The 18,967-nt window shown below is 62.4% G+C and carries 15 protein-coding genes; 10 read left to right on the top strand and 5 right to left on the bottom strand.

The annotated features are described in order from the left end of the window. The first annotated feature begins 56 nt into the window (after positions 1-56). Positions 57-1,955 carry a molecular chaperone HtpG gene (htpG, locus tag ACYQ8E_RS02705; protein WP_066726769.1) on the top strand — a complete coding sequence of 633 codons (1,899 nt, stop codon included), beginning with the start codon at positions 57-59 and terminating at the stop codon, positions 1,953-1,955. Between the two features lie 75 nt (positions 1,956-2,030). Here the strand turns inward: htpG and msrA are convergent, their stop codons facing one another. Beyond that, the gene (gene msrA, locus ACYQ8E_RS02710; protein ID WP_066726771.1) at positions 2,031-3,221 is read right to left on the bottom strand and encodes a peptide-methionine (S)-S-oxide reductase MsrA; all 1,191 of its coding nucleotides are present in this window, start codon (positions 3,219-3,221) and stop codon (positions 2,031-2,033) included. Positions 3,222-3,460: 239 nt separating this feature from the next. Here msrA and ACYQ8E_RS02715 point away from each other — a divergent pair, with 239 nt between their 5' ends. Continuing rightward, the gene (locus ACYQ8E_RS02715; RefSeq protein ID WP_066726772.1) at positions 3,461-4,357 is read left to right on the top strand and encodes an NmrA family NAD(P)-binding protein; all 897 of its coding nucleotides are present in this window, start codon (positions 3,461-3,463) and stop codon (positions 4,355-4,357) included. Positions 4,358-4,456: 99 nt separating this feature from the next. On the opposite strand, the gene thrC is transcribed toward ACYQ8E_RS02715, so the two are convergent. Beyond that, a complete protein-coding gene (thrC, locus tag ACYQ8E_RS02720) occupies positions 4,457-5,845 on the bottom strand; it encodes a threonine synthase (protein WP_066726774.1) in 1,389 nt (462 codons plus the stop codon). A 211-nt stretch (positions 5,846-6,056) separates the two neighbouring features. Further along, the gene (locus ACYQ8E_RS02725) at positions 6,057-8,318 is read right to left on the bottom strand and encodes an NADP-dependent malic enzyme (RefSeq protein ID WP_459860040.1); all 2,262 of its coding nucleotides are present in this window, start codon (positions 8,316-8,318) and stop codon (positions 6,057-6,059) included. A 540-nt stretch (positions 8,319-8,858) separates the two neighbouring features. Here ACYQ8E_RS02725 and ACYQ8E_RS02730 point away from each other — a divergent pair. The 7 genes from ACYQ8E_RS02730 (at position 8,859) to ACYQ8E_RS02760 (ending at position 14,549) form a co-directional block, all read left to right on the top strand. After that, positions 8,859-9,356, top strand: a complete 498-nt coding sequence (locus ACYQ8E_RS02730; RefSeq protein WP_066726781.1) for a metallophosphoesterase family protein — start codon at positions 8,859-8,861, stop codon at positions 9,354-9,356. A 10-nt stretch (positions 9,357-9,366) separates the two neighbouring features. Beyond that, complete coding sequence (locus ACYQ8E_RS02735) at positions 9,367-9,855, top strand: HIT family protein (RefSeq protein ID WP_066726783.1); 489 nt, start codon at positions 9,367-9,369, stop codon at positions 9,853-9,855. After that, positions 9,855-10,154 carry a lipopolysaccharide assembly protein LapA domain-containing protein gene (locus ACYQ8E_RS02740; protein WP_066726785.1) on the top strand — a complete coding sequence of 100 codons (300 nt, stop codon included), beginning with the start codon at positions 9,855-9,857 and terminating at the stop codon, positions 10,152-10,154. Before ACYQ8E_RS02735 ends, ACYQ8E_RS02740 begins: the two co-directional genes overlap by 1 nt. Positions 10,155-10,181: 27 nt before the next feature. Further along, a complete protein-coding gene (locus ACYQ8E_RS02745) occupies positions 10,182-10,790 on the top strand; it encodes a MotA/TolQ/ExbB proton channel family protein (RefSeq protein ID WP_066726786.1) in 609 nt (202 codons plus the stop codon). Positions 10,791-10,794: 4 nt separating this feature from the next. Further along, positions 10,795-11,205 (top strand): ExbD/TolR family protein, encoded by a 411-nt coding sequence (locus ACYQ8E_RS02750; RefSeq protein WP_066726789.1) that lies wholly within the window; start codon positions 10,795-10,797, stop codon positions 11,203-11,205. A gap of 28 nt (positions 11,206-11,233) precedes the next feature. Then, positions 11,234-12,322 carry an ATP-dependent 6-phosphofructokinase gene (locus ACYQ8E_RS02755; RefSeq protein ID WP_066726791.1) on the top strand — a complete coding sequence of 363 codons (1,089 nt, stop codon included), beginning with the start codon at positions 11,234-11,236 and terminating at the stop codon, positions 12,320-12,322. Positions 12,323-12,551: 229 nt separating this feature from the next. Next, positions 12,552-14,549 carry a methyl-accepting chemotaxis protein gene (locus ACYQ8E_RS02760; protein WP_066726793.1) on the top strand — a complete coding sequence of 666 codons (1,998 nt, stop codon included), beginning with the start codon at positions 12,552-12,554 and terminating at the stop codon, positions 14,547-14,549. A gap of 130 nt (positions 14,550-14,679) precedes the next feature. On the opposite strand, the gene ACYQ8E_RS02765 is transcribed toward ACYQ8E_RS02760, so the two are convergent. Together ACYQ8E_RS02765 and ACYQ8E_RS02770 are read right to left on the bottom strand one after the other, a co-directional pair. Beyond that, positions 14,680-15,621, bottom strand: a complete 942-nt coding sequence (locus tag ACYQ8E_RS02765) for a cation diffusion facilitator family transporter (RefSeq protein WP_066726795.1) — start codon at positions 15,619-15,621, stop codon at positions 14,680-14,682. 23 nt (positions 15,622-15,644) lie between these two features. After that, positions 15,645-16,163 (bottom strand): hypothetical protein, encoded by a 519-nt coding sequence (locus tag ACYQ8E_RS02770; protein WP_066726799.1) that lies wholly within the window; start codon positions 16,161-16,163, stop codon positions 15,645-15,647. Positions 16,164-16,343: 180 nt separating this feature from the next. On the opposite strand from ACYQ8E_RS02770, the gene mutS reads away from it, so the two are divergent. Then, positions 16,344-18,965: a DNA mismatch repair protein MutS gene (mutS, locus tag ACYQ8E_RS02775; RefSeq protein WP_066726800.1), complete on the top strand. Its 2,622-nt coding sequence runs from the start codon at positions 16,344-16,346 to the stop codon at positions 18,963-18,965. The last annotated feature ends 2 nt before the right edge of the window (positions 18,966-18,967 follow it).

The raw sequence follows: 18,967 nt of genomic DNA on the forward strand, positions 1-18,967 counted from the left end.
GGTGCTTATGTTGTGACCCGTTCCACCATCTTTTGCCCACAGGAGGGACCAGTCCGATGACGGTCAGCAAACGCAAGTTCAAGGCCGAGGTAAACAAGATTCTCGACCTGATGATCCATTCTCTCTACTCCCACAAGGAGATTTTCCTGCGCGAACTGATCTCCAATGCCTCGGATGCCATCGACAAGGCGCGCTATCTCTCCCTGACCGATAGCAGCATCAACCCCGACGGTTCGGATTGGCAGATCGAGCTGATTCCGGACAGTGCCACCGGGACCCTGACCATCCGCGACAACGGCATCGGCATGACCCGGGACGAGGCCGTCGAGGCCCTCGGCACCATCGCCCATTCGGGTACCAAGGAGTTTATGAAACTCCTTGAGAGTCGTGAGGTCAAGGACAACCCGGAGCTGATCGGCCAGTTCGGGGTCGGCTTCTACTCGGCATTCATGGTTGCCGACCAGGTCACGGTTCGTACCCGCAGCGCCCAGGCCCCCGCCGATCAGGCCGTGGTCTGGCAATCCGATGCCGACGGCAGCTATACCCTGGAGGATGGGGTGAAGGAGAGTCGTGGCACCGATGTCGTTCTCCATCTCAAGGAAGATTGCCAGGAGTTCCTGCAGGAGTGGGAACTGCGAAAAATTGTCAAACAGTACTCCGACTTCATCGAGTACCCGGTGGTGATGGCGGTCACCCGCAGCAAGCCCGATCCGGATGACAAGGAGAAGCAGGTCGAGGAGACCAAAGTCGAAACCCTCAACTCGCGCAAGGCGATCTGGCTCAAGGACAAGAGCGAAATCGGTGAGGAAGAGTACAACGAATTTTACAAGCATATCTCCCACGACTTCACCGACCCGGCCCGGGTTATCCATTACCGGGCGGAGGGGACCACGGAGTTCTCGGCTCTTCTCTATTTGCCGGCGAAGCGCCCCTTCGACATCTATTATCAGGACTACAAGGTGGGGCCGACCCTCTACGTGCGCCGGGTGCAGATCATGGATCACTGCGAGGCGATGCTGCCGCCCTACCTGCGCTTCGTCAAGGGGGTGGTTGAGTCCTCCGACCTCCCCCTCAACGTCAGCCGGGAAATCCTCCAGGACAACAAGACCGTCAGCGTGATCAAAAAGAGCATCACCAAGAAGGTGCTCGACACCCTGGCGGAGATGAAGAAGGAGGATGCTGCCGGGTTCGACGAGTTTTACAGCCAGTTCGGCCGCATCCTCAAGGAGGGGATTCACCACGACTTCGAGCGCAAGGATGCCATTGCCGAACTGCTCCTCTTCGAATCGACCAAAACCGAGGCGGGGAAGAAAATCACCCTCGCCGACTACGTGGCACGGATGGTCGAGGGGCAGGAGTCGATCTACTACATGACCGGGCCCGACCGGAAGACGGCCGAATCCTCCCCCTATCTCGAAATCTTCAAGGAGAAGGGGTATGAAGTCCTGCTGATGACCGACGATATCGATGACATCATCATCAGCCGTCTCGACAGCTACCAGGAGAAGCCCTTCCAGTCGGCGCTCAAGGGGGACCTCGACCTCGGTGACAGCAACAAGGAAGAGAAGCAGAAGGAATACGGCGGCCTGCTCGAAATGATGCAGGAGGAGCTCAAGGACCAGGTCAGTGCGGTCCGCATTTCCGGACGGCTCAAGGACTCAGCCGTCTGCCTGGTCGCCGGCGAACACGATCTCGACCCGGCGATGGAGAAGATGTTCCGCGCCATGGGGCAGGAGGTCCCCCGGGGTCAACGCGCCCTCGAGGTCAACTCGGAACATCCCTTGATCGTCCGCATGCAAGATCTTTTTGCCGCTGACGCCAAGAGTGCCCAGCTCAAGGAGTATGTGGAGCTGCTCTACGACCAGGCCCTCCTCCTCGAAGGGGACCGCCCCCGGGACCCGGTCGCCTTTGCCCGGGCGATGTCGAAGCTGATGGCGCAGGGCGTGACGGTCTGATCCGCAAGTACTGGCAGAAAACGACAGCAGGGGCCGCATTTGCGGCCCCTGCTGTCGTTTTTTCACAACTCTCCCCTAGTTGAAGAGCGGCAGATACTCCTCGTATCCTTCCCTGGCCAGATCGGCCGCGGGAATGAAGCGCAGTGCCGCCGAGTCGATGCAATAGCGCAGACCAGTCGGGGGCGGGCCGTCCTTGAAGACGTGACCGAGGTGGGAGTCGGCGTGCCTGCTGCGTACCTCGACGGTGGTGCCGAAGATGCCGGGGTGTTTCACCTCCACCACGTTCTGCTGGTTGAGCGGCCGGGTGTAGCTTGGCCAGCCGGTCCCCGAGTCGTACTTGTCGGTAGAACTGAAGAGGGGTTCCCCGGAGATGATGTCGACATAGATGCCCGCTGCATGGTTGTCCCAATACGGGTTCTTAAAGGGGGGCTCGGTGCCGTCCTCCCGCGTCACCTGGTACTGGATCGGGGTCAGCAGCCGGCGCAGAGTGGCGTCGTCGGGGATGGTGTAGGTCCGCTCCTTGTGGACCACCGGCGCCATCCCTTTAGCGGTCATGCCCGGCTCACCCATCTCCTTGCCGCTCTTCGGTTCCATCTTCATCTCCATCCCGTCCCGGCCGGCGGGAAGTTTGTCGACCTCGGCTTTCCCCCAGCTCTTTTCCAGAAACTGGTCCCGCCCCGAACCCCAGCGGTAGTAGTGATAGCGAACCGGGTTCTCCTTGTAGTAATTCTGGTGATAGTCTTCGGCCGGGTAGAAGGGGCCGAGCGGTTCGATGGCGGTGACGATTTTTTTACTGAAAGGACCGGAGACAGCGAGCTGTGCCTTGGAGGCTTCCGCTGCGCGCTGCTGCTCGGGGTTGGCGTAAAAAATCGCACTGCGGTACTGGGAACCGCGATCGACAAACTGGCCGCCGGCGTCGGTGGGGTCGATATGGCGCCAGAACCAGTCGAGGAGCTGCGGGTAGGTGATGCGTGTCGGGTCGTAGATCACCTTGACCGCTTCCACATGGCCGGTGCCACCGGCCGAGACCTGTTCGTAGCTCGGGTTGGCCATCTCCCCGCCGGTATAGCCGGAGATGGCGTCGATCACCCCGGGGAGTTTTTCAAAATCGGACTCGGTACACCAGAAACAGCCGCCGGCAAAGACGGCGCTGGCGGTCATCGCCGGGCCGGGGGGTGTGCCAGGGGCCGGATCTGCACCCCAGGCGGTCAGGCCGGTTAGCAAGGTTAGGGTCAGGGCTGCCAATGCAGTTACTATCGTTTTCATGAAGACCTCCCGGAACGGGTCCGTTAGGGCACCCGGAAACGTTGGTGAATTTCTGCTCTGTCTTGATAGACAGCATAATGCATCTGCGCAATGCCTGCTTAAATGCCGTGTAAAGATTTGATAAAGTTGGCCGGACCCGGCAGCGGCGCAAACCCGGCCATCGACAGTATAATGAACCGATGTCGTTTCGTGGCGGCGGGAGTGCCGAACGGGGAGCCGGGGGGGCGAAGGAGAATTTCATGATTGTCATCACGGGAGCGACGGGGCATATCGGTAGCCAGGCGGCCGAGCGCTTGCTCTCCATGGGCAAAAAGGTGCGGGTGATCGGTCGTCGCGCCGAGCGCCTGGAGCCGCTGGTGGCGCGCGGTGCCGAAGCCGGCGTGGGCGAGCTGGGTGATGGCGTCTTTCTTGCCGATGCCTTTGCCGGCGCCACGGCGCTCTTCGCCATGATCCCGCCGAACCATGGCGCCAAGTCGTTTCGCGGCTTCCAGAACGAGATCGGTGCGGCCATCGCCGCTGCGATCAGGGGCGCCGGCGTCACCCATGTCGTCAACCTCAGCAGCCAGGGGGCCGAGCTGTCGGCCGGCAGTGGCCCGATACTCGGACTGCGTGATCAGGAGGAGCGGCTGAACCGCCTGGCGGGGGTAAATATCCTGCACCTGCGGCCAGCCTACTTCATGGAGAACCTGGAGATGTCCATACCCCTTATTCGCAAAATGGGGATGACCGGTTCGGCGGTTCGCGGTGACCAGCCGATTGCCATGATCGCGACCTGCGATATTGCCGAACGGGTTGCCGAGCACCTGGCCCGGCGGGATTTCACCGGCAAGGTGGTCGAAGACCTGCTTGGGCCGCGCGATCTGACCTTCCGGGAAGCGACGGCCATCATCGGCCGTGCGATCGGCAAGCCGGGCCTCAAATACCATCAGTTCAACTATACCGAGGCCGAGCTGGGAATGTTGGCGATGGGGATGGGACGGGACGCCGCGCGCCTCTTCATCGAAATGAGCCGGGCCCTTAACGAGGGGAAATTTGCCGTTGGCCGGCCGCGAACCGACCGCAACACGACCGGGACCACCCTGGAGATGTTTGCGGAAGATTTTGCCCGGACCTTTGCCGCTGCTCGGGAATCATAGGGTGGCCTCGACCTAAAAGCAGAGACGCAACAAAAAGACCCGGGGCCGGCAGAAGCTGGCCCCGGGTCTTTTTGTTGCGGCGGGTAGCGGCGAGGCTCGTCAGAGCGCGTGTTTCTCCACATACGCCTTGACCGTTGCCGTGTCCGCAGCGATCACCTCACAGCGCTTCTCCCGCTCCTCAATCCCGGCAAGAGATGCCGGCCGCTGCGGATTTTTGCCGGTCGCATGCAGGACCGCCTCGGCGAACTTGGCCGGGTGGGCAGTGGCGAGGCAGACCACCGGGACTTCGCCGCCGGCGAGTTCTTTGGCCGCCCGGACGCCGACTGCGGTGTGCGGATCGAGGGTGTAGCCGGTGGCGGCGTAAAAGTCGCGAATCGTTGCCACGGTCTGAGCGGTATCGACGGTGAGGGCGAGGAAGTCGTCGGCGACCCTGGCGCGCTGCGCGGCGTCGAAAGGGAGACTGCCGCTCTTCTGGAAGGCGGCCATGGCTGCCTTGACCTGCGCGGGGTTTTCGTCGAAAAGGTAGAAGAGGTAACGCTCGAAGTTGCTCGCCACCTGGATGTCCATCGATGGCGACAGGGTCGGGACGACGCTGCCGACCGAGTAGTCGCCGTCTCGGACGAAGCGGGAGAGGATGTTGTTCTCGTTGGTGGCGAGGATCAGGCGCTTGACCGGCAGCCCCATGCGCCTGGCGATATAGCCGGCAAAGATGTCGCCGAAGTTGCCGGTCGGCACCGAGAAGTAGAGCTCCCGGCAGCCGGTGCTGCGCCGGATCTCGGCCCAGGCATGGAAGTAATAGACCACCTGCGCCAGGACCCGCGCCCAGTTGATGGAGTTGACGGCGCCGAGGGCGTACTTTGCCTTGAAGGCAAGGTCGCCGAAAATTTCCTTGACGATGCGCTGGCCATCGTCAAAGGTTCCCTCGATCGCCAGGTTGAAGACGTTGGCATCGGTCACCGTCGTCATCTGCAGTTCCTGGATCGGAGAGACTTTTCCATGGGGATGCAGGATGAAGATATTGATGTTCTGTTTGCCGCGCACCCCGTAAATTGCGGCGCTGCCGGTGTCGCCGCTGGTGGCGCCGATGATATTCATATGCTCACCGCGTTCGGCGAGCAGATACTCGAAGAGGTTGCCGAGCAGTTGCAGGGCGACATCCTTGAAGGCGAGGGTCGGCCCGTGAAAAAGTTCGAGAATGTAGACGCCGTCCTGATGGACGACCGGTGTCACCTCCGGGTGGGTGAAGCTGGCATAGGAGTGTTCGATCAACAACTTCAGATCGGCCGCAGGAATATCGGTGGCGAAACGCGAGATCACCTGGAAGGCGAGCTCGGGATAGGCGAGACTGGCCAGGGCGTCGAGGTCGCCGGGGGTCAGCGTCGGGATCGATTCCGGCAGCAGCAGGCCACCGTCATCGGCCAGTCCCATCATCACGGCGTCCTTGAAGGGGATGCCTTTAACGCCGCCGCGGGTACTCTGGTACTTCATGAAAGAAACTCCTCTCGGACCGGCCGCAGGCCGGGTTTGTTGAGGGGCAATCTTAGCAGGAAAGAACCGGGCAGGGAAGGGGGAAGGGAGCAGGAAAGCATGGTATTCATAAGTCCCATAGGAACTCTGGGGGCCATCGGAGCAATGACAATAAAACCCGGGGGAGCGGTTTCGCTCCCCCGGGTTTTCCGTGACAACAGTCGTTCAGTTTTCAGCGGTCGGCCAGTTCCTGGGCGTCCACTACCGCCACCGCGGCCATGTTGATGATGTCGCCGACATCGTCGCCGCGCTGCAGGACATGCACCGGTTTCTTCATTCCCATCAGGATTGGCCCGACGGTCTCGGCGCCGCCGAGCTTGTTGAGGAGCTTGTAGCAGATGTTCCCGGACTGCAGGTCGGGGAAGATCAGGACATTGGCATCCCCCTTGAGCTTGGAGAAGGGGTACTGGATCGCGGTCAGTTCCGGATCGAGGGCGACATTGGCCTGAATCTCACCGTCGACGATCAGGTCGGGGGCCCACTCCTTGACCAGGGCGGTGGCGCGCTTGACCTTGAGGGTCAACGGATGCTCGGCGCTGCCGAAGTTGGAGAAGGAGAGCATCGCCACCTTCGGCTCGACCTCGAAGTGGCGGGCCTTCTTGGCGGTGAGGATGGCGGTCTCGGCCAGCTCCTCGGCGGTCGGCTCGATAGTCACCGTGGCGTCGGCGCAGAAGACGACCTGCTTCTTGAAGACCAGCATGTAGAGGCCGTGGACCTTGGAGAGCCCTTCCTGCTTTCCGATCACCTCGAGAGCCGGCCGGATTGTTTCCGGATAATGGTGGTTGAGGCCGGAAAGGAGCGCATCGGCGTCGCCGTGCTGTACCATCATCGCCCCGTAGTAGTTGCGGTTCTTCTTGATCAGCCGCTTTGCTTCGGCGCGGGTAATCCCCTTGCGCTGGCGCAGTTCGAAGAGCTCGTCGATATATTCGCCGCGGATGTCCGAGGTCGCCGGGTCTATGATCTGCACCCCCTTCAGGTCGAGACCGAGCTCCTGGATCTTGTCGTTGATCTCCTTGAGGTCGCCGAGCAGGATCGGGATCGCGATCCCCTCCTCGACCAGAACCTGGGCGGCGCGCAGGATTTTCTCCTCCTCCCCTTCCGGGAAGACGACCCGCTTCGGCTGGGCCTTGGCCTTGTTGATCAGGGTGCGCATGATCTCCTTGGAACGGCCCTGCAAGGCTTCCAGGTGCTCCTTGTACTTCTCCATGTTCTCGATCGGACGGCGAGCCACCCCGCTGTCCATCGCCGCCTTGGCCACGGCCGGGGCGACATGGAGCAGAACCCGGGGATCGAAGGGTTTGGGGATCAAATACTCGCGGCCGAAGCTGATCTCGACGTTGCCGTAGGCCTTGCGCACCGAGTCCGGGACGTCCTGCTTGGCAAGGTTGGCCAGCGCCAGGCAGGCCGCCATCTTCATCTCGTCGTTGATCGCCGTGGCATGGGTGTCGAGCGCGCCGCGGAAGAGGAAGGGGAAACAGAGGACATTGTTGACCTGGTTGTTATAGTCGCTGCGCCCGGTACCGACGATGACGTCGTCCCGGACCGCCTTGGCCTCGTCCGGAGTAATTTCCGGATCGGGGTTGGCCATGGCGAAGATCACTGGATCTTTGGCCATCGACTTGACCATCTCCGGAGTTACGGCTCCCTTGGCCGAGACGCCGAAGAAGACGTCGGCACCTGCCATGGCATCTTCGAGGGTGCGCGCCGCGGTATCGTTGGCGAGGCGCTCCTTGAAAGGGTTCATCCCTTCCTGGCGTCCCTTGTAGATGACCCCCTTGGTGTCGCAGGCGTAAAGATTTTCCGGTTTGGCGCCGAGGACCAGCGCCATGTTGGCACAGGCGATACCAGCAGCACCGGCGCCATTGACAACGATCTTCACATCCTCGATCTTCTTGCCGACGATCTCCAGGGCGTTGATGAGGCCGGCATTGGCGATGATGGCGGTGCCGTGCTGGTCATCGTGGAAGACCGGGATGTTCATGATCTTCTTCAGCTCTTCCTCAATGTAGAAGCACTCGGGTCCCTTGATGTCCTCAAGATTGATGCCGCCGAAAGTCGGTTCGAGGATCTTGACGGTGCGGATGATTTCATCCGAATCCTTGGTGTTCAGCTCGATATCAAAGACATCCACATCGGCGAAACGCTTGAAGAGGACCCCTTTCCCCTCCATCACCGGTTTGCCGGCCATGGCGCCGATGTCACCGAGGCCGAGGACCGCCGTGCCGTTGGAGACGACGGCAACCAGATTCCCCTTGGCCGTATATTCATAGGCCATGGCCGGGTCTTTTTCGATCTCCAGGCAGGGTTCGGCGACGCCGGGGCTGTAGGCGAGAGAGAGATCGCGGCTGGTAGCGCAGGGTTTGGTGGTGATGACTTCGATTTTTCCTTTACGGCCTGAACTGTGATAGTCCAGGGCGTCCTGACGTTTTGACATGGGGGTGGTCCTCCTGTCCGGGTGATTGGTGCCGATGGCCTCACGCTGAAGCGGGGCGAATGTCGTTTCCGTTTGGACGGGCCAAAATAAGTTTAGCTAAAAAAATAAGATAAAATTTTACTGAAGATAAAGCCGGAAAATAGCGCCTGAATTGTCAGTTGTCAAGGGTATTCTGGTTTGCCTAATCCAAAGAAAACAATGTTTCCGAAACATCGTTCGTGATTTTCAGCAATCATGGTGCCAAGCCCTTTGCTTTTGATAAAATATCGCCAATTAGCGCGGCGTCAACGTACCAAGGCGAAGAATTGACATTCGGACTGGGTAGTGGCGAGCTTCTGGGGTGGCCGATTTCGGCCATTCCAGGAATATTTCCGCCGCTGGTTACGTCCCGGTCAAAACTCAAATCCGATTGACACTCCCCGGTCGCAAGGGTACAACAGGTCGGTACCGGGATGGAGTCAGGGTCTGGTCCATCGAGCCGGGCTGAGACATCCCGACAGGACTGTTTTACGGGTCAGGGCGAGGGGCTGAATCTCCCAAATGCAACGCATCGGCGTACTTTCAGATACCCACCTGCACGGATTCGCCACCGGCGGGGCGTTCCTGGAGGGACTGGTGACCCGCTACTTCGGGGATGCCGAAATCATCCTGCACGCGGGTGATCTCGTCGATCCGGATGTACTGCTCGGGTTGAGCGACCGGACCATTTTCCAGGTGCGCGGGAACCTCGATCCGCCCCGCCGCAACCTGCCGCAACGACGGATCCTTGAAATCGGCGGTTTCCGCATCGGGCTGATTCATGGCTGGGGTCCTCCCGATGGAGTGGCCGGCAAGGTGCTGGAAGCATTCCGGGGGGAGGCCCTGGACTGCCTGGTTTTCGGCCACAGTCATCTCCCGTGCTGCGAACGCCGGGAAGGCGTGTTACTCTTCAATCCCGGGAGTCCCAGCGATCGCCGCCAGGCCCCCTGGCATTCGGTCGGTCTGCTCGAACTCGGGACGACCATCGAGGGGCGGATCATCAACATCGACAGTGACTGAAGGAGCGGGTATGGAACGGCTCTGGGCGCCCTGGCGGCTCGACTATATCCAGGGTGAAAAAGGGGAAGGCGACTGCATCTTCTGTCTCGGCGACCGGGCTGCTGAAGATTCAGCGCGCCTGGTCCTCGCCCGTACCCCCCTGGCCTGTGTCCTGATGAACCGTTATCCTTACAGCAATGGCCACCTCCTGATAGCTCCTCATCGGCACACTTCGGACCTGGACAGTCTGGGCGAGGCCGAGGTACTCGACATGCACCGTCTGCTGTGCCGCAGCCGCCAGGTTCTTGCCGAACGGGTCGGCGCCCAGGGTTTCAATATCGGCATGAACCTTGGCCAGATCGCCGGGGCCGGGATTGCCGAACACCTCCACCTTCACATTGTTCCGCGCTGGAGCGGTGACACCAATTTCATGCCGGTCTTTGCCGATGTGCGGGTTATCCCGCAGCACCTGCTGACGACCTACGAACTGCTGCGTGACGGCTTTCCCGGGAGCGAATAATGACGATTTTTCGCAACATCATGGCCTTGCTGATCCTCGGCCTGGTGCTTTTCCTCGCCCTGACCAACGCCGCGCCGGTGCGGGTCAGCGCCTTTGGCTACCAGACCCCGGAACTCCCCCTCTTTGTCTTCCTGCTGGTCTTTTTTGCTCTCGGTTACCTCCTTGCGGCACTGGTCGGGGCGGTGCGCCAGACTGCCCTGCGGCGCCAGATTGCCCGGCTCGAACGGGAACTGGCGCGAGGCGCCGGCCGCAATTCCGCCTCCCCGGCGGCAGCGGGGGGAGCAGACAACGAAAACTGATTTCAACCCGGAAAGGACGCTGCTTTCATGCTGGAGATTTTTCAAAAGGGCGGGCCGCTCATGTACCCGATCCTCTTCTGTTCGGTCCTCGGTCTGGCCATTTTTCTGGAACGGATCCTGGCCTTTTATCGCTTCCGCCGCGGAAGCGAAGAACTGATTCGGGAGGTGGTCAGCCTGCTCGGAGCCAAGCGTCTGGTCGAAGCGGTGGCGGCCTGCCAGCGCGCCGATACGCCGCTCGGGCGGGTGGTCTTCGCCGCCCTGCGTGCCGCCGGTCGCACCCGCACCCAGATCAAGGAGGTCACCGAGGAAGCCGGCCGCCGGGAGGCTGCCCCCCTAGAACGCTACCTCGGCCTGCTCGGCACCATTGCCTCCCTCTCCCCGCTGCTGGGATTGCTGGGGACCGTGCTGGGGATGATCCAGGCCTTCAATGTCATCGCCACCCAGGGGGTCGGTACCCCGGCGACCCTCGGTGGCGGCATCTCCCAGGCGCTGATCACCACCGCGGCCGGGCTGGCCGTGGCGATCCCCACTATCCTGCTGCACAAGTATCTCTCCGGGCGTCTCGACCGGCTGTTGCTGGAGATGGAAGGCTGGTCGCTGCAGATCGTTGATCTTCTCGGCAGCGAGGAGAGCTGAAGCGATGGCCTGGCTGCGCAAACGGCGCGATGAGCCGAAGGTCGACCTGACCTCGATGGTCGATGTCGTCTTTCTGCTGCTGATCTTCTTCATGATCTCGACCACCTTCGTCGAGAACCCGGGGCTGACCATCAGGCTCCCCGAATCGGGTGCAAAACGGAGTGATGCCGAACCCAAGGAGGTCAAGGTCTACCTTTCGTCCGCGGGGAAAATCTCCCTCGGCGACGAAGCGGTCACTCTGGCAGAACTGCGCCGGCGACTCGATGCTTTTGGTCCCCGCGGCGCGGCGATGACCTTTGTCCTTTATGCCGATACCGAGAGTCGTCACGGCCAGGTGGTCGAGCTGATGGATGCAGCGCGGGCGGCCGGGTTCGGCAAGCTGGCGATCGCGACCGATCCGAAAGCGCCTCGGTGATGGCCGCCCTTCGCAAGGGAGGAGATAGATGAAACCGACCATTGCCATTCTTACCGGTGGCGGTGACTGTCCGGGGCTTAACGCGGTCATTCGTGGGGTCGTACGGGCTGCGGTGCTGCAGCGAGGCTGGCGGGTCATCGGCATCGAAGACGGCTTTGACGGCCTGGTCGGCACGCCGCGCTGGCGCGAACTCGACCTCGCCGCCGTCCGTGGCATCCTGCCGCAGGGGGGGACGATTCTCGGTACCAGCAACCGCGGCAACCCTTTCGCCTACCCGGTGCGCGAAAAGGGGGAGATCGTGCTGCGCGATGTTTCGGCCGAAGTAGTGGCCAATTTTCGCGAACTGGGAGCCACCGTTTTGATCACCGTCGGCGGCGACGGCACCCTGAAGATTGCGCGCCGGCTCGGCGAACTGGGGCTTAATATCGTCGCGGTGCCGAAGACCATCGATAATGACCTGCAGGGAACCGACGTCACCTTCGGCTACAACTCGGCGGTCGGCGTGGTGACCGAAGCCCTTGATCGCCTCCACAGCACGGCAGAGAGCCATCACCGGGTGATGATCGTCGAGGTCATGGGGCGGGATGCTGGCTGGATTGCTCTTGAAGCGGGGATTGCTGGTTCGGCGGATGTGATCCTGCTGCCGGAAATTCCCTATTCTCTCGATGCTATTTGTGCCGCGATTGCCGGTCGCCGCGAACGGGGGAGCCGCTTCTCCATCCTGGTGGTTGCCGAAGGGGCTCACCCTGCGGATGGCGGCAAGGTGGTACGAGTGAGTGCCGGGGAGAATCTCGGGGTCGAACGACTCGGCGGGATCGGACAGACCCTGGCGGCGCAGCTAGGCGCACGTTTCGAGATGGAGAATCGGGTGGTGGTTCTCGGTCATTTACAGCGGGGCGGCAGCCCGACCCCCTTCGACCGCATCCTCGGTTCCCGTTTCGGGGTCAAGGCGGTGCAGCTGGTGGAGCAGGGGGAATTCGGGCGGATGGTCGCCCTGGCCGGCCGCGCGGTCGACTCGGTACCGATCGCCGCCGCCGTCGAAGCGCTGAACCTGGTCGACCCCGCCGGAGACCTCTGCCGGACCGCCGAGGAGCTGGGGATCTGTCTCGGTCGCTGAAGCGGGCAGACCCGGTTTTTTCTTGACGATGGCTAATCAGCCCGTTACTGTACGCCAAGGATTTCGTGAATTCAGCCAGTTAAGGTTGACTGCCAGCCTTTTGCGAATGGAGTGGGCATGTCGCTGAATCACTCGGGGAAACAGTGCATGCGGCACCAGGGGGGCGCCCCCGTGGGTGCCTTTTTTTATTCCGGCAAAGTCTGACGACAGGGGAGAGGGAGAAGCCATTATGCGCTCAGGCCTGGAATTCGAACGCAGCTGGAGCTACGCCTTCTATGGCGTCTGCCTCGGTTTTCTGGCGCCGGTCGGCTGGATTGCCCTGCGCCTGATCCTGTTCCGCGATCCGTCGATCGGCCTGTTTGAGCAGATTTTCGACGATATCGTTCGCAGCGCCGAGAGCCTGGCCCTGTACGGTTACATGGCTGGCGGGACCGCGCTGGTTCTCGGCACCTTCGGCTATCTGATCGGCAGCGCTTCCCAGCAGATTCACGAGCGGGCGGCCCGTCTCGATGAGCTCAACACCACCGTTGCCACCCAGAAGGAAGAGTTCGAGCGCCGCTTTCGGGACCTCAATAACGGCATCAAGAACTTCCATGCCATCAACAACCACATCCAGAAGACCAGCGACCCGCGCCAGGTGATGCACCTTGCCGCGGATGGCCTCCATGAAATCCTCGGCTACGACCGGGTCAACATCCTCATGGTCAACAAGGAACGGGACTGCCTCGAATTTACCGCCAGCCGTGGCAGCGGCAATGACAACGTCAAGGGCCTGACGGTTCCCCTCGACGAACGGGGCGGCGCGCTCTTTCTCGCCGTGCGCGACCAGCGACTGCTGCTGGTCGATGACATCACGCGCTACCCGGACGAATTCCATCTCAAGGCCCCCTGTGACCGCATTGTCCAGCTGCGGTCACGCAGCTTCATCCTCTGTCCAATCATTGTCCGCGACGAAGTGGTGGGACTCTTCGGCGTCGACAACAAGATCAAGCGTAAAGCCCTCGACGATACCGATGTCGATACCGTCAAGCTTTTTGCCGACCAGGTCTCCTCGACCCTGACCAAGCTCGAACTGCTGCAGGCGGTCGAGACCCTGACCCGGGAGCTCGAAAAGACCTTTGCCGAACTGCTGCGCTACCGGGAAGAGCACGCGCGCTGTGACGAGTCGCTCTATCGCGCCACCTCGGCGACCGGCGCGTCGATTGCCGAAATTGTCCACGCCGCCGATGTCGTCCGCCACGCGGTTGACACCACCCGCTCGGCGGCGAGCGAAATTTCGGTCTCGATCGAACAGGTGAGCCAGAACCTCAACCAGCTCAACGATTTCATGGACCGTTCCATTTCGGCGATGACCGAAATCGGCAATACCATCAAGTCAGTGGAGGAGAACGGCGCCCGCTCCCACAGCATGTCGGAGACCGTGCGCCGCCAGGCCGAAGAAGGGCGCGCCGGGGTGTCCGATACCCTGGAGGGACTGCAGGGGATTGCCGGTTCGGTCGACGAGGCCGTAGCCGCCATCGATCGTCTGGCTGAAAAGAGTGAGGAGATCGGCACCATCACCGGGGTGATTACCGAAATCACCCAGAAGACCAACCTGCTTGCCCTCAACGCGGCCATCATCGCCGCCCAGGCCGGTGAAAACGGGCGCTCCTTCGCCGTAGTGGCGGACGAGGTGCGCAGCCTCTCCCAGGAAGCAGCCAATTCGACCGGGGCGATCACCGCCATTGTCGAGGAGATCCAGTCCTTCACCCGGGAGACTGTCGACCATATCGGCCAGACCCGCAGCCTGGTCAGGCAGGGGATCGATAAGGGGAATGACCTGGAAATTTCCCTGCAGCAGATCCTGCAATCTTCCGAGCAGGCGATGCTCATGGCCCAGGATATCCGCAAGGCGACCCGCGAGGTATCCAAGGCGGTCGAGTCGGTGAGCCAATCGATCGAGGATCTCGGCGAAATGTCTTCCCAGGTCTTTGTCGCCTCCCGGGAGCAGGCCCAGGGGACCCGCAGCATTGTCAAGTCGATCGAAGAGGTCGTGACCATGGCCGACGACATGGCCGAGGCGACCACCCGGCAACAGCAGTCGACCCGGGATATCGAAGCGGCGGCCCGGGTGGTCACCGGCATGGTCGGGCGGATATTCCAAGCGATGGAAGAGCGCCAGGCCGGCAGCCGCGAGGTCTTCGAGCGGCTGGAAAAACTGAAGGCCGTGGACAGCAGGGGCGCCTAAAGCAGATTCGGGGCAGGGTGCCGGGCCGCAGCAGGCAACCGGAACAGTAACCAGAAAGACCGTCGGGCGCGCGTGAACGCCGGGCGGTCTTTTTTTGTAGTCAGGAAGGGGGGAGGATGCTGCGTTGAGTTCAGGAGGCGGCCTGATCATCCTCGTCCAGGCGGGTCGAGTCGCTGGGACAGTCTTCGCGCCCGGGGCAATGCTCGCGCCGGCAGGGCTCGATGTGGATGGTGACATCGGCCCCCTGGATGTCGGCTTCGATGCGCTTTTCGAGGTGATCGGCAATGCTGTGTGCCTCTTCCACCGAGAGGTGCTTGCAGACAGTGAGGTGGAAATCCATGATCTTCTGCGAACCGGCGCGCCGGGTGCGCAGGTTGTGGTAGCCGGTGATGTCATGCTCGTGAGCCTGGATCAGGCGGTCGACCTCGTCACGTACCACCGCAGGCAGCTCCTCGTCGAGGACGTCGCGCAGGCCCTGGCGGACCAGGCGCAGCGCTTCGAAGAGGATATAACAGGCGATGAGAATGGAGAGGACCGGGTCGAGCCAGGGGATGGCGACAAAGCGGATAAGGATCAGGCCGAGCATCAGGCCGAGGTTGGTGTAAACGTCCATGGCGAAGTGGAGCGAATCGGCCTGCAGCGCCGACGAGTCGGTCGCCTTGGCGACCCGGCGCAGGTAGCGACTGATCAGGACCGAAGCGATGGTTCCGATCAGGAGGACGACGATGCCGCTGTCGATGCGGGTGAGGGTCACCCCGGCGCGCAGCCGGGAGATCGACTCGGCGATGATCCAGATGCCCGAGCCGGCGATCACCAGCGACTGGATCATCGTCGCCAGGGTTTCGTACTTGCCGTGGCCGAAGGGGTGGTTTTCGTCGGCGGGCTGTTCCGCCTGGCGGATGGCGAGAAAGTTCACTCCGGACATCAGGATGTCGAGCAGGGAGTCGATCGCCGAGGAGAGGACCGCCATCGAGCCGGTCATGACGCCGGCGACCAGCTTCAGGATGGCGAGGCTGGTGGCGGTGAGAATCGAGATGCTGGCAGCGCGGATTTTTGCCGAGAGCTGGGCCATGCGTAGTCTTCCCGGTGGTCGGTTCAGTCGCCGACCGGACAGGCCCGGTCCCAGCGGCTGTAGCCGTCGTTGTCGATAGCCCAGAAGGCGTCGATGCGCCCGCGAAAGAATTCGACGTCTCTGGCCTGGTTTTGCATTTCGGTTGCCAGGGTCGGCGGAACCAGTCCCTGTTCGGCCAGGTAGTGATAAAAGACCGTGACCCCCTCGAGGATGGCGCAAAGCTCCTTCAGGTTCGGTTCGAGGTTGCGCACGATGTACCAGTTGCCGGCAAACTGCCGCAGGCGTTGCGGCTGCAATTGCAGGATGTTCTCGCGGCGATCGCCGATGACGAATTCGCGCAGAAAGTAGTCGGCGCCATGGGCGAGGGCGCCGGCTGCGGCCGAATCGAAGTCGCCGGCGGCGACCAGGTCGGAAGCGAAACGGAGCAGCAGCTGGTGGCAGAAGCGGTCGGCGCGAATTTCATCTTCAAGGGTGGTGATACTGAAGACACTTTCCGGGAAGGCTTCGCTCAGCGGCAGATCGGTGGGGAGGGAAGACGGCATGAAGAGCTCCTTGAATGGGGCCTTTCTTATCACTCTGGCGCCTCCCCGTCAAGGATATACCTCTCCTGGCCGGGTTGGGAGGCGTTCCCCTTTACCTGTTTACAGAGGGGTGTGGCGTTTGTTAACATAACGCCCATTTCGAACCTGCCGAGACCGGCTCCTTCCCGCGAGGATTGCTGCATGAACGCCCCCACCCCGATGATGCGTCAGTACCTGGAGATCAAGGCCGATTACCCTGACGCCATCCTCTTCTTCCGCCTCGGGGACTTCTACGAGATGTTCCTGGACGATGCGGTGACGGCGTCACGGGTCCTCGACATCACCCTCACCTCCCGCAACAAGGGGGCCGCCGACGAGGTCCCCTTGTGCGGCATCCCCTACCACAGCTGCCAGCCCTATATTGCTCGTCTGGTGGAGAATGGCTACAAGGTCGCGGTCTGCGAGCAGGTCGAGGACCCGAAGAGTGCCAAGGGGATCGTGCGCCGCGAAGTGGTGCGCGTCGTTACCCCCGGCCTGGTGGTTGACAGCGACACCCTGCGGCCCAAGGAAAACAACTACCTCGCTGCCGTCGCCGGCGCTCCCGGAGGGCGTTGGGGGGTGGCGGTCCTCGATATCACCACTGGTGAATTCCGCGCCACCGAGGTGGCCGGGGAGGGCCCCCTGCGCAGCGAGCTGGCCGCCTTCAACCCGCGCGAGGTGCTCGTTGCCGCCGCCGAGGACGGCAGTGCCTTGCCGCCGGTGCTGGCCGAACTGCCGCCGGAGGTGGTGGTCAACCGGCTGCCGGCCTGGGTCTACGAACCGGACCGGGCGGCGGAACAGATTCGGCGTTTCTTCGCCTGCGCCAGCCTCGAGTCCTTCGGCTGCGCCGAGCTGCCGTTGGCGGTCGCCGCCGCCGGGGCGGTCCTGCATTACCTGGAGCTGACCCAGAAGCAGGGGGTCGCCCATGTCCGCACCCTGCAGACCTACCACAGCCGCGATTTCATGGTGCTCGATGCCGCCACCCGGCGTAATCTCGAACTGACCGCCACCATCTACGACGGCAGTCGCAAGGGCTCGCTGCTCGGGGTCCTCGACCGCACCCTGACCGCCATGGGGGGGCGCAAGCTGCGGCATTGGGTGCATCACCCGCTGGTTGCGGTTGAGCCGGTCCGGCGCCGCCACCAGGCGGTGACCGAACTGGTCGAGCAGTCGCTGCCGCGCCTTGAGCTGCGCCAGGGACTTGACGGCGTCTACGATCTTGAACGTCTCAGCGCCCGCATCAGCATGGCCAATGCCAACGCCAAGGACCTGGCCGCCCTGCGCAGCTCGCTGGAGCGGCTGCCGGCGCTGCGCGATACCCTGCAGGGGCTGGCCAGCCCACTGCTGGCGGAACTGGTGGCGGCGATCGATCCCCTTGAGGATGTCGCCGCGCTGATCGCCGCCGCCCTGGTCGAAGATCCCCCCTTCGTGCTGCGCGAGGGGGGGCTGATCCGCGACGGCTTCGATCCCGGCCTCGATGAGCTGCGGACCATCGCCCGGGAAGGGAAGGGGTGGATCGCCCGTCTCGAACAGGAGGAGAAGGTGCGCACCGGCATCTCTTCTCTCAAGGTGCGCTACAACAAGGTCTTCGGCTATTACCTCGAAGTGACCCGCAGCCACCTCGACAAGGTTCCCGACGACTACCAGCGCAAGCAGACCCTCGCCAACGCCGAGCGCTACATCACCCCGGCGCTGAAGGAATACGAGGAGAAGGTCCTCGGCGCCGAGGAGCGCCTGGTCGAGCTCGAGTACGACCTCTTCCAGCAGTTGCGCCAGCAGGTCTCGGCCCAGGCCGAACGGATCCAGCGCACCGCCGACGCCCTCGCCAGCTGCGATGTCCTCGCCGCCCTCGCCGACCTGGCCCATGAACGGAACTATGTCTGCCCGCAGATCGATGGCGGCGACCAGCTGGTGATCGTCGAAGGACGGCATCCCGTCATCGAAACCATGTCCCTTGGCGAACGTTTCGTCCCCAACGACGTCGACCTCGACAGCGGCGAAAACCAGTTGCTGATTATCACCGGTCCGAACATGGCCGGCAAGTCGACCTTCATGCGCCAGGTGGCGCTGATTACCCTGATGGCACAGATGGGGAGCCTGGTGCCCGCCAAAGAGGCACGGATCGGGCTGGTCGACCGCATCTTTACCCGCGTCGGCGCCAGCGACAACCTCGCCCGCGGCCAGTCGACCTTCATGGTCGAGATGACCGAAACCGCCAATATTCTCAACCACGCGACGCCGAAAAGCCTGATCATCCTCGACGAGATCGGGCGCGGCACCTCGACCTTCGACGGTGTCAGTATTGCCTGGGCGGTGGCAGAGTACTTGCACGACCATGCTCCGGTGGCGGCGCGCACCCTCTTCGCCACCCATTACCACGAGCTGACCGAACTCGCCGTGACCCGGCCGCGGGTGCGTAACTACAACATCGCGGTCAAGGAGTGGAACGACCAGATCGTCTTCTTGCGCAAGATCGTCAAGGGGGGCGCCAGCCACTCCTACGGTATCCAGGTCGCCCGCCTTGCCGGTCTCCCCGAGGAGGTCATCGCCCGCGCCCGCGAGATCCTGCGCAACCTCGAAGCAGGGGAATTCGTCGGCGAAGGGGAACCGCGTCTGGCGCGCAGCCGGCGCCCCGGGCGGCAGGCCACGCCGTCGCCGCAGCTCTCCCTCTTTGCCGCCGCGGGACCCGACCCGCTGCGCGAACGCCTCGAGTGCGTCGACGTATCGGTAGTGACGCCCCTTGAAGCCCTTAATCTCCTAGATGAACTGAAGAGACTGGTATAGCC

This window comes from Desulfuromonas carbonis (assembly GCF_054658035.1).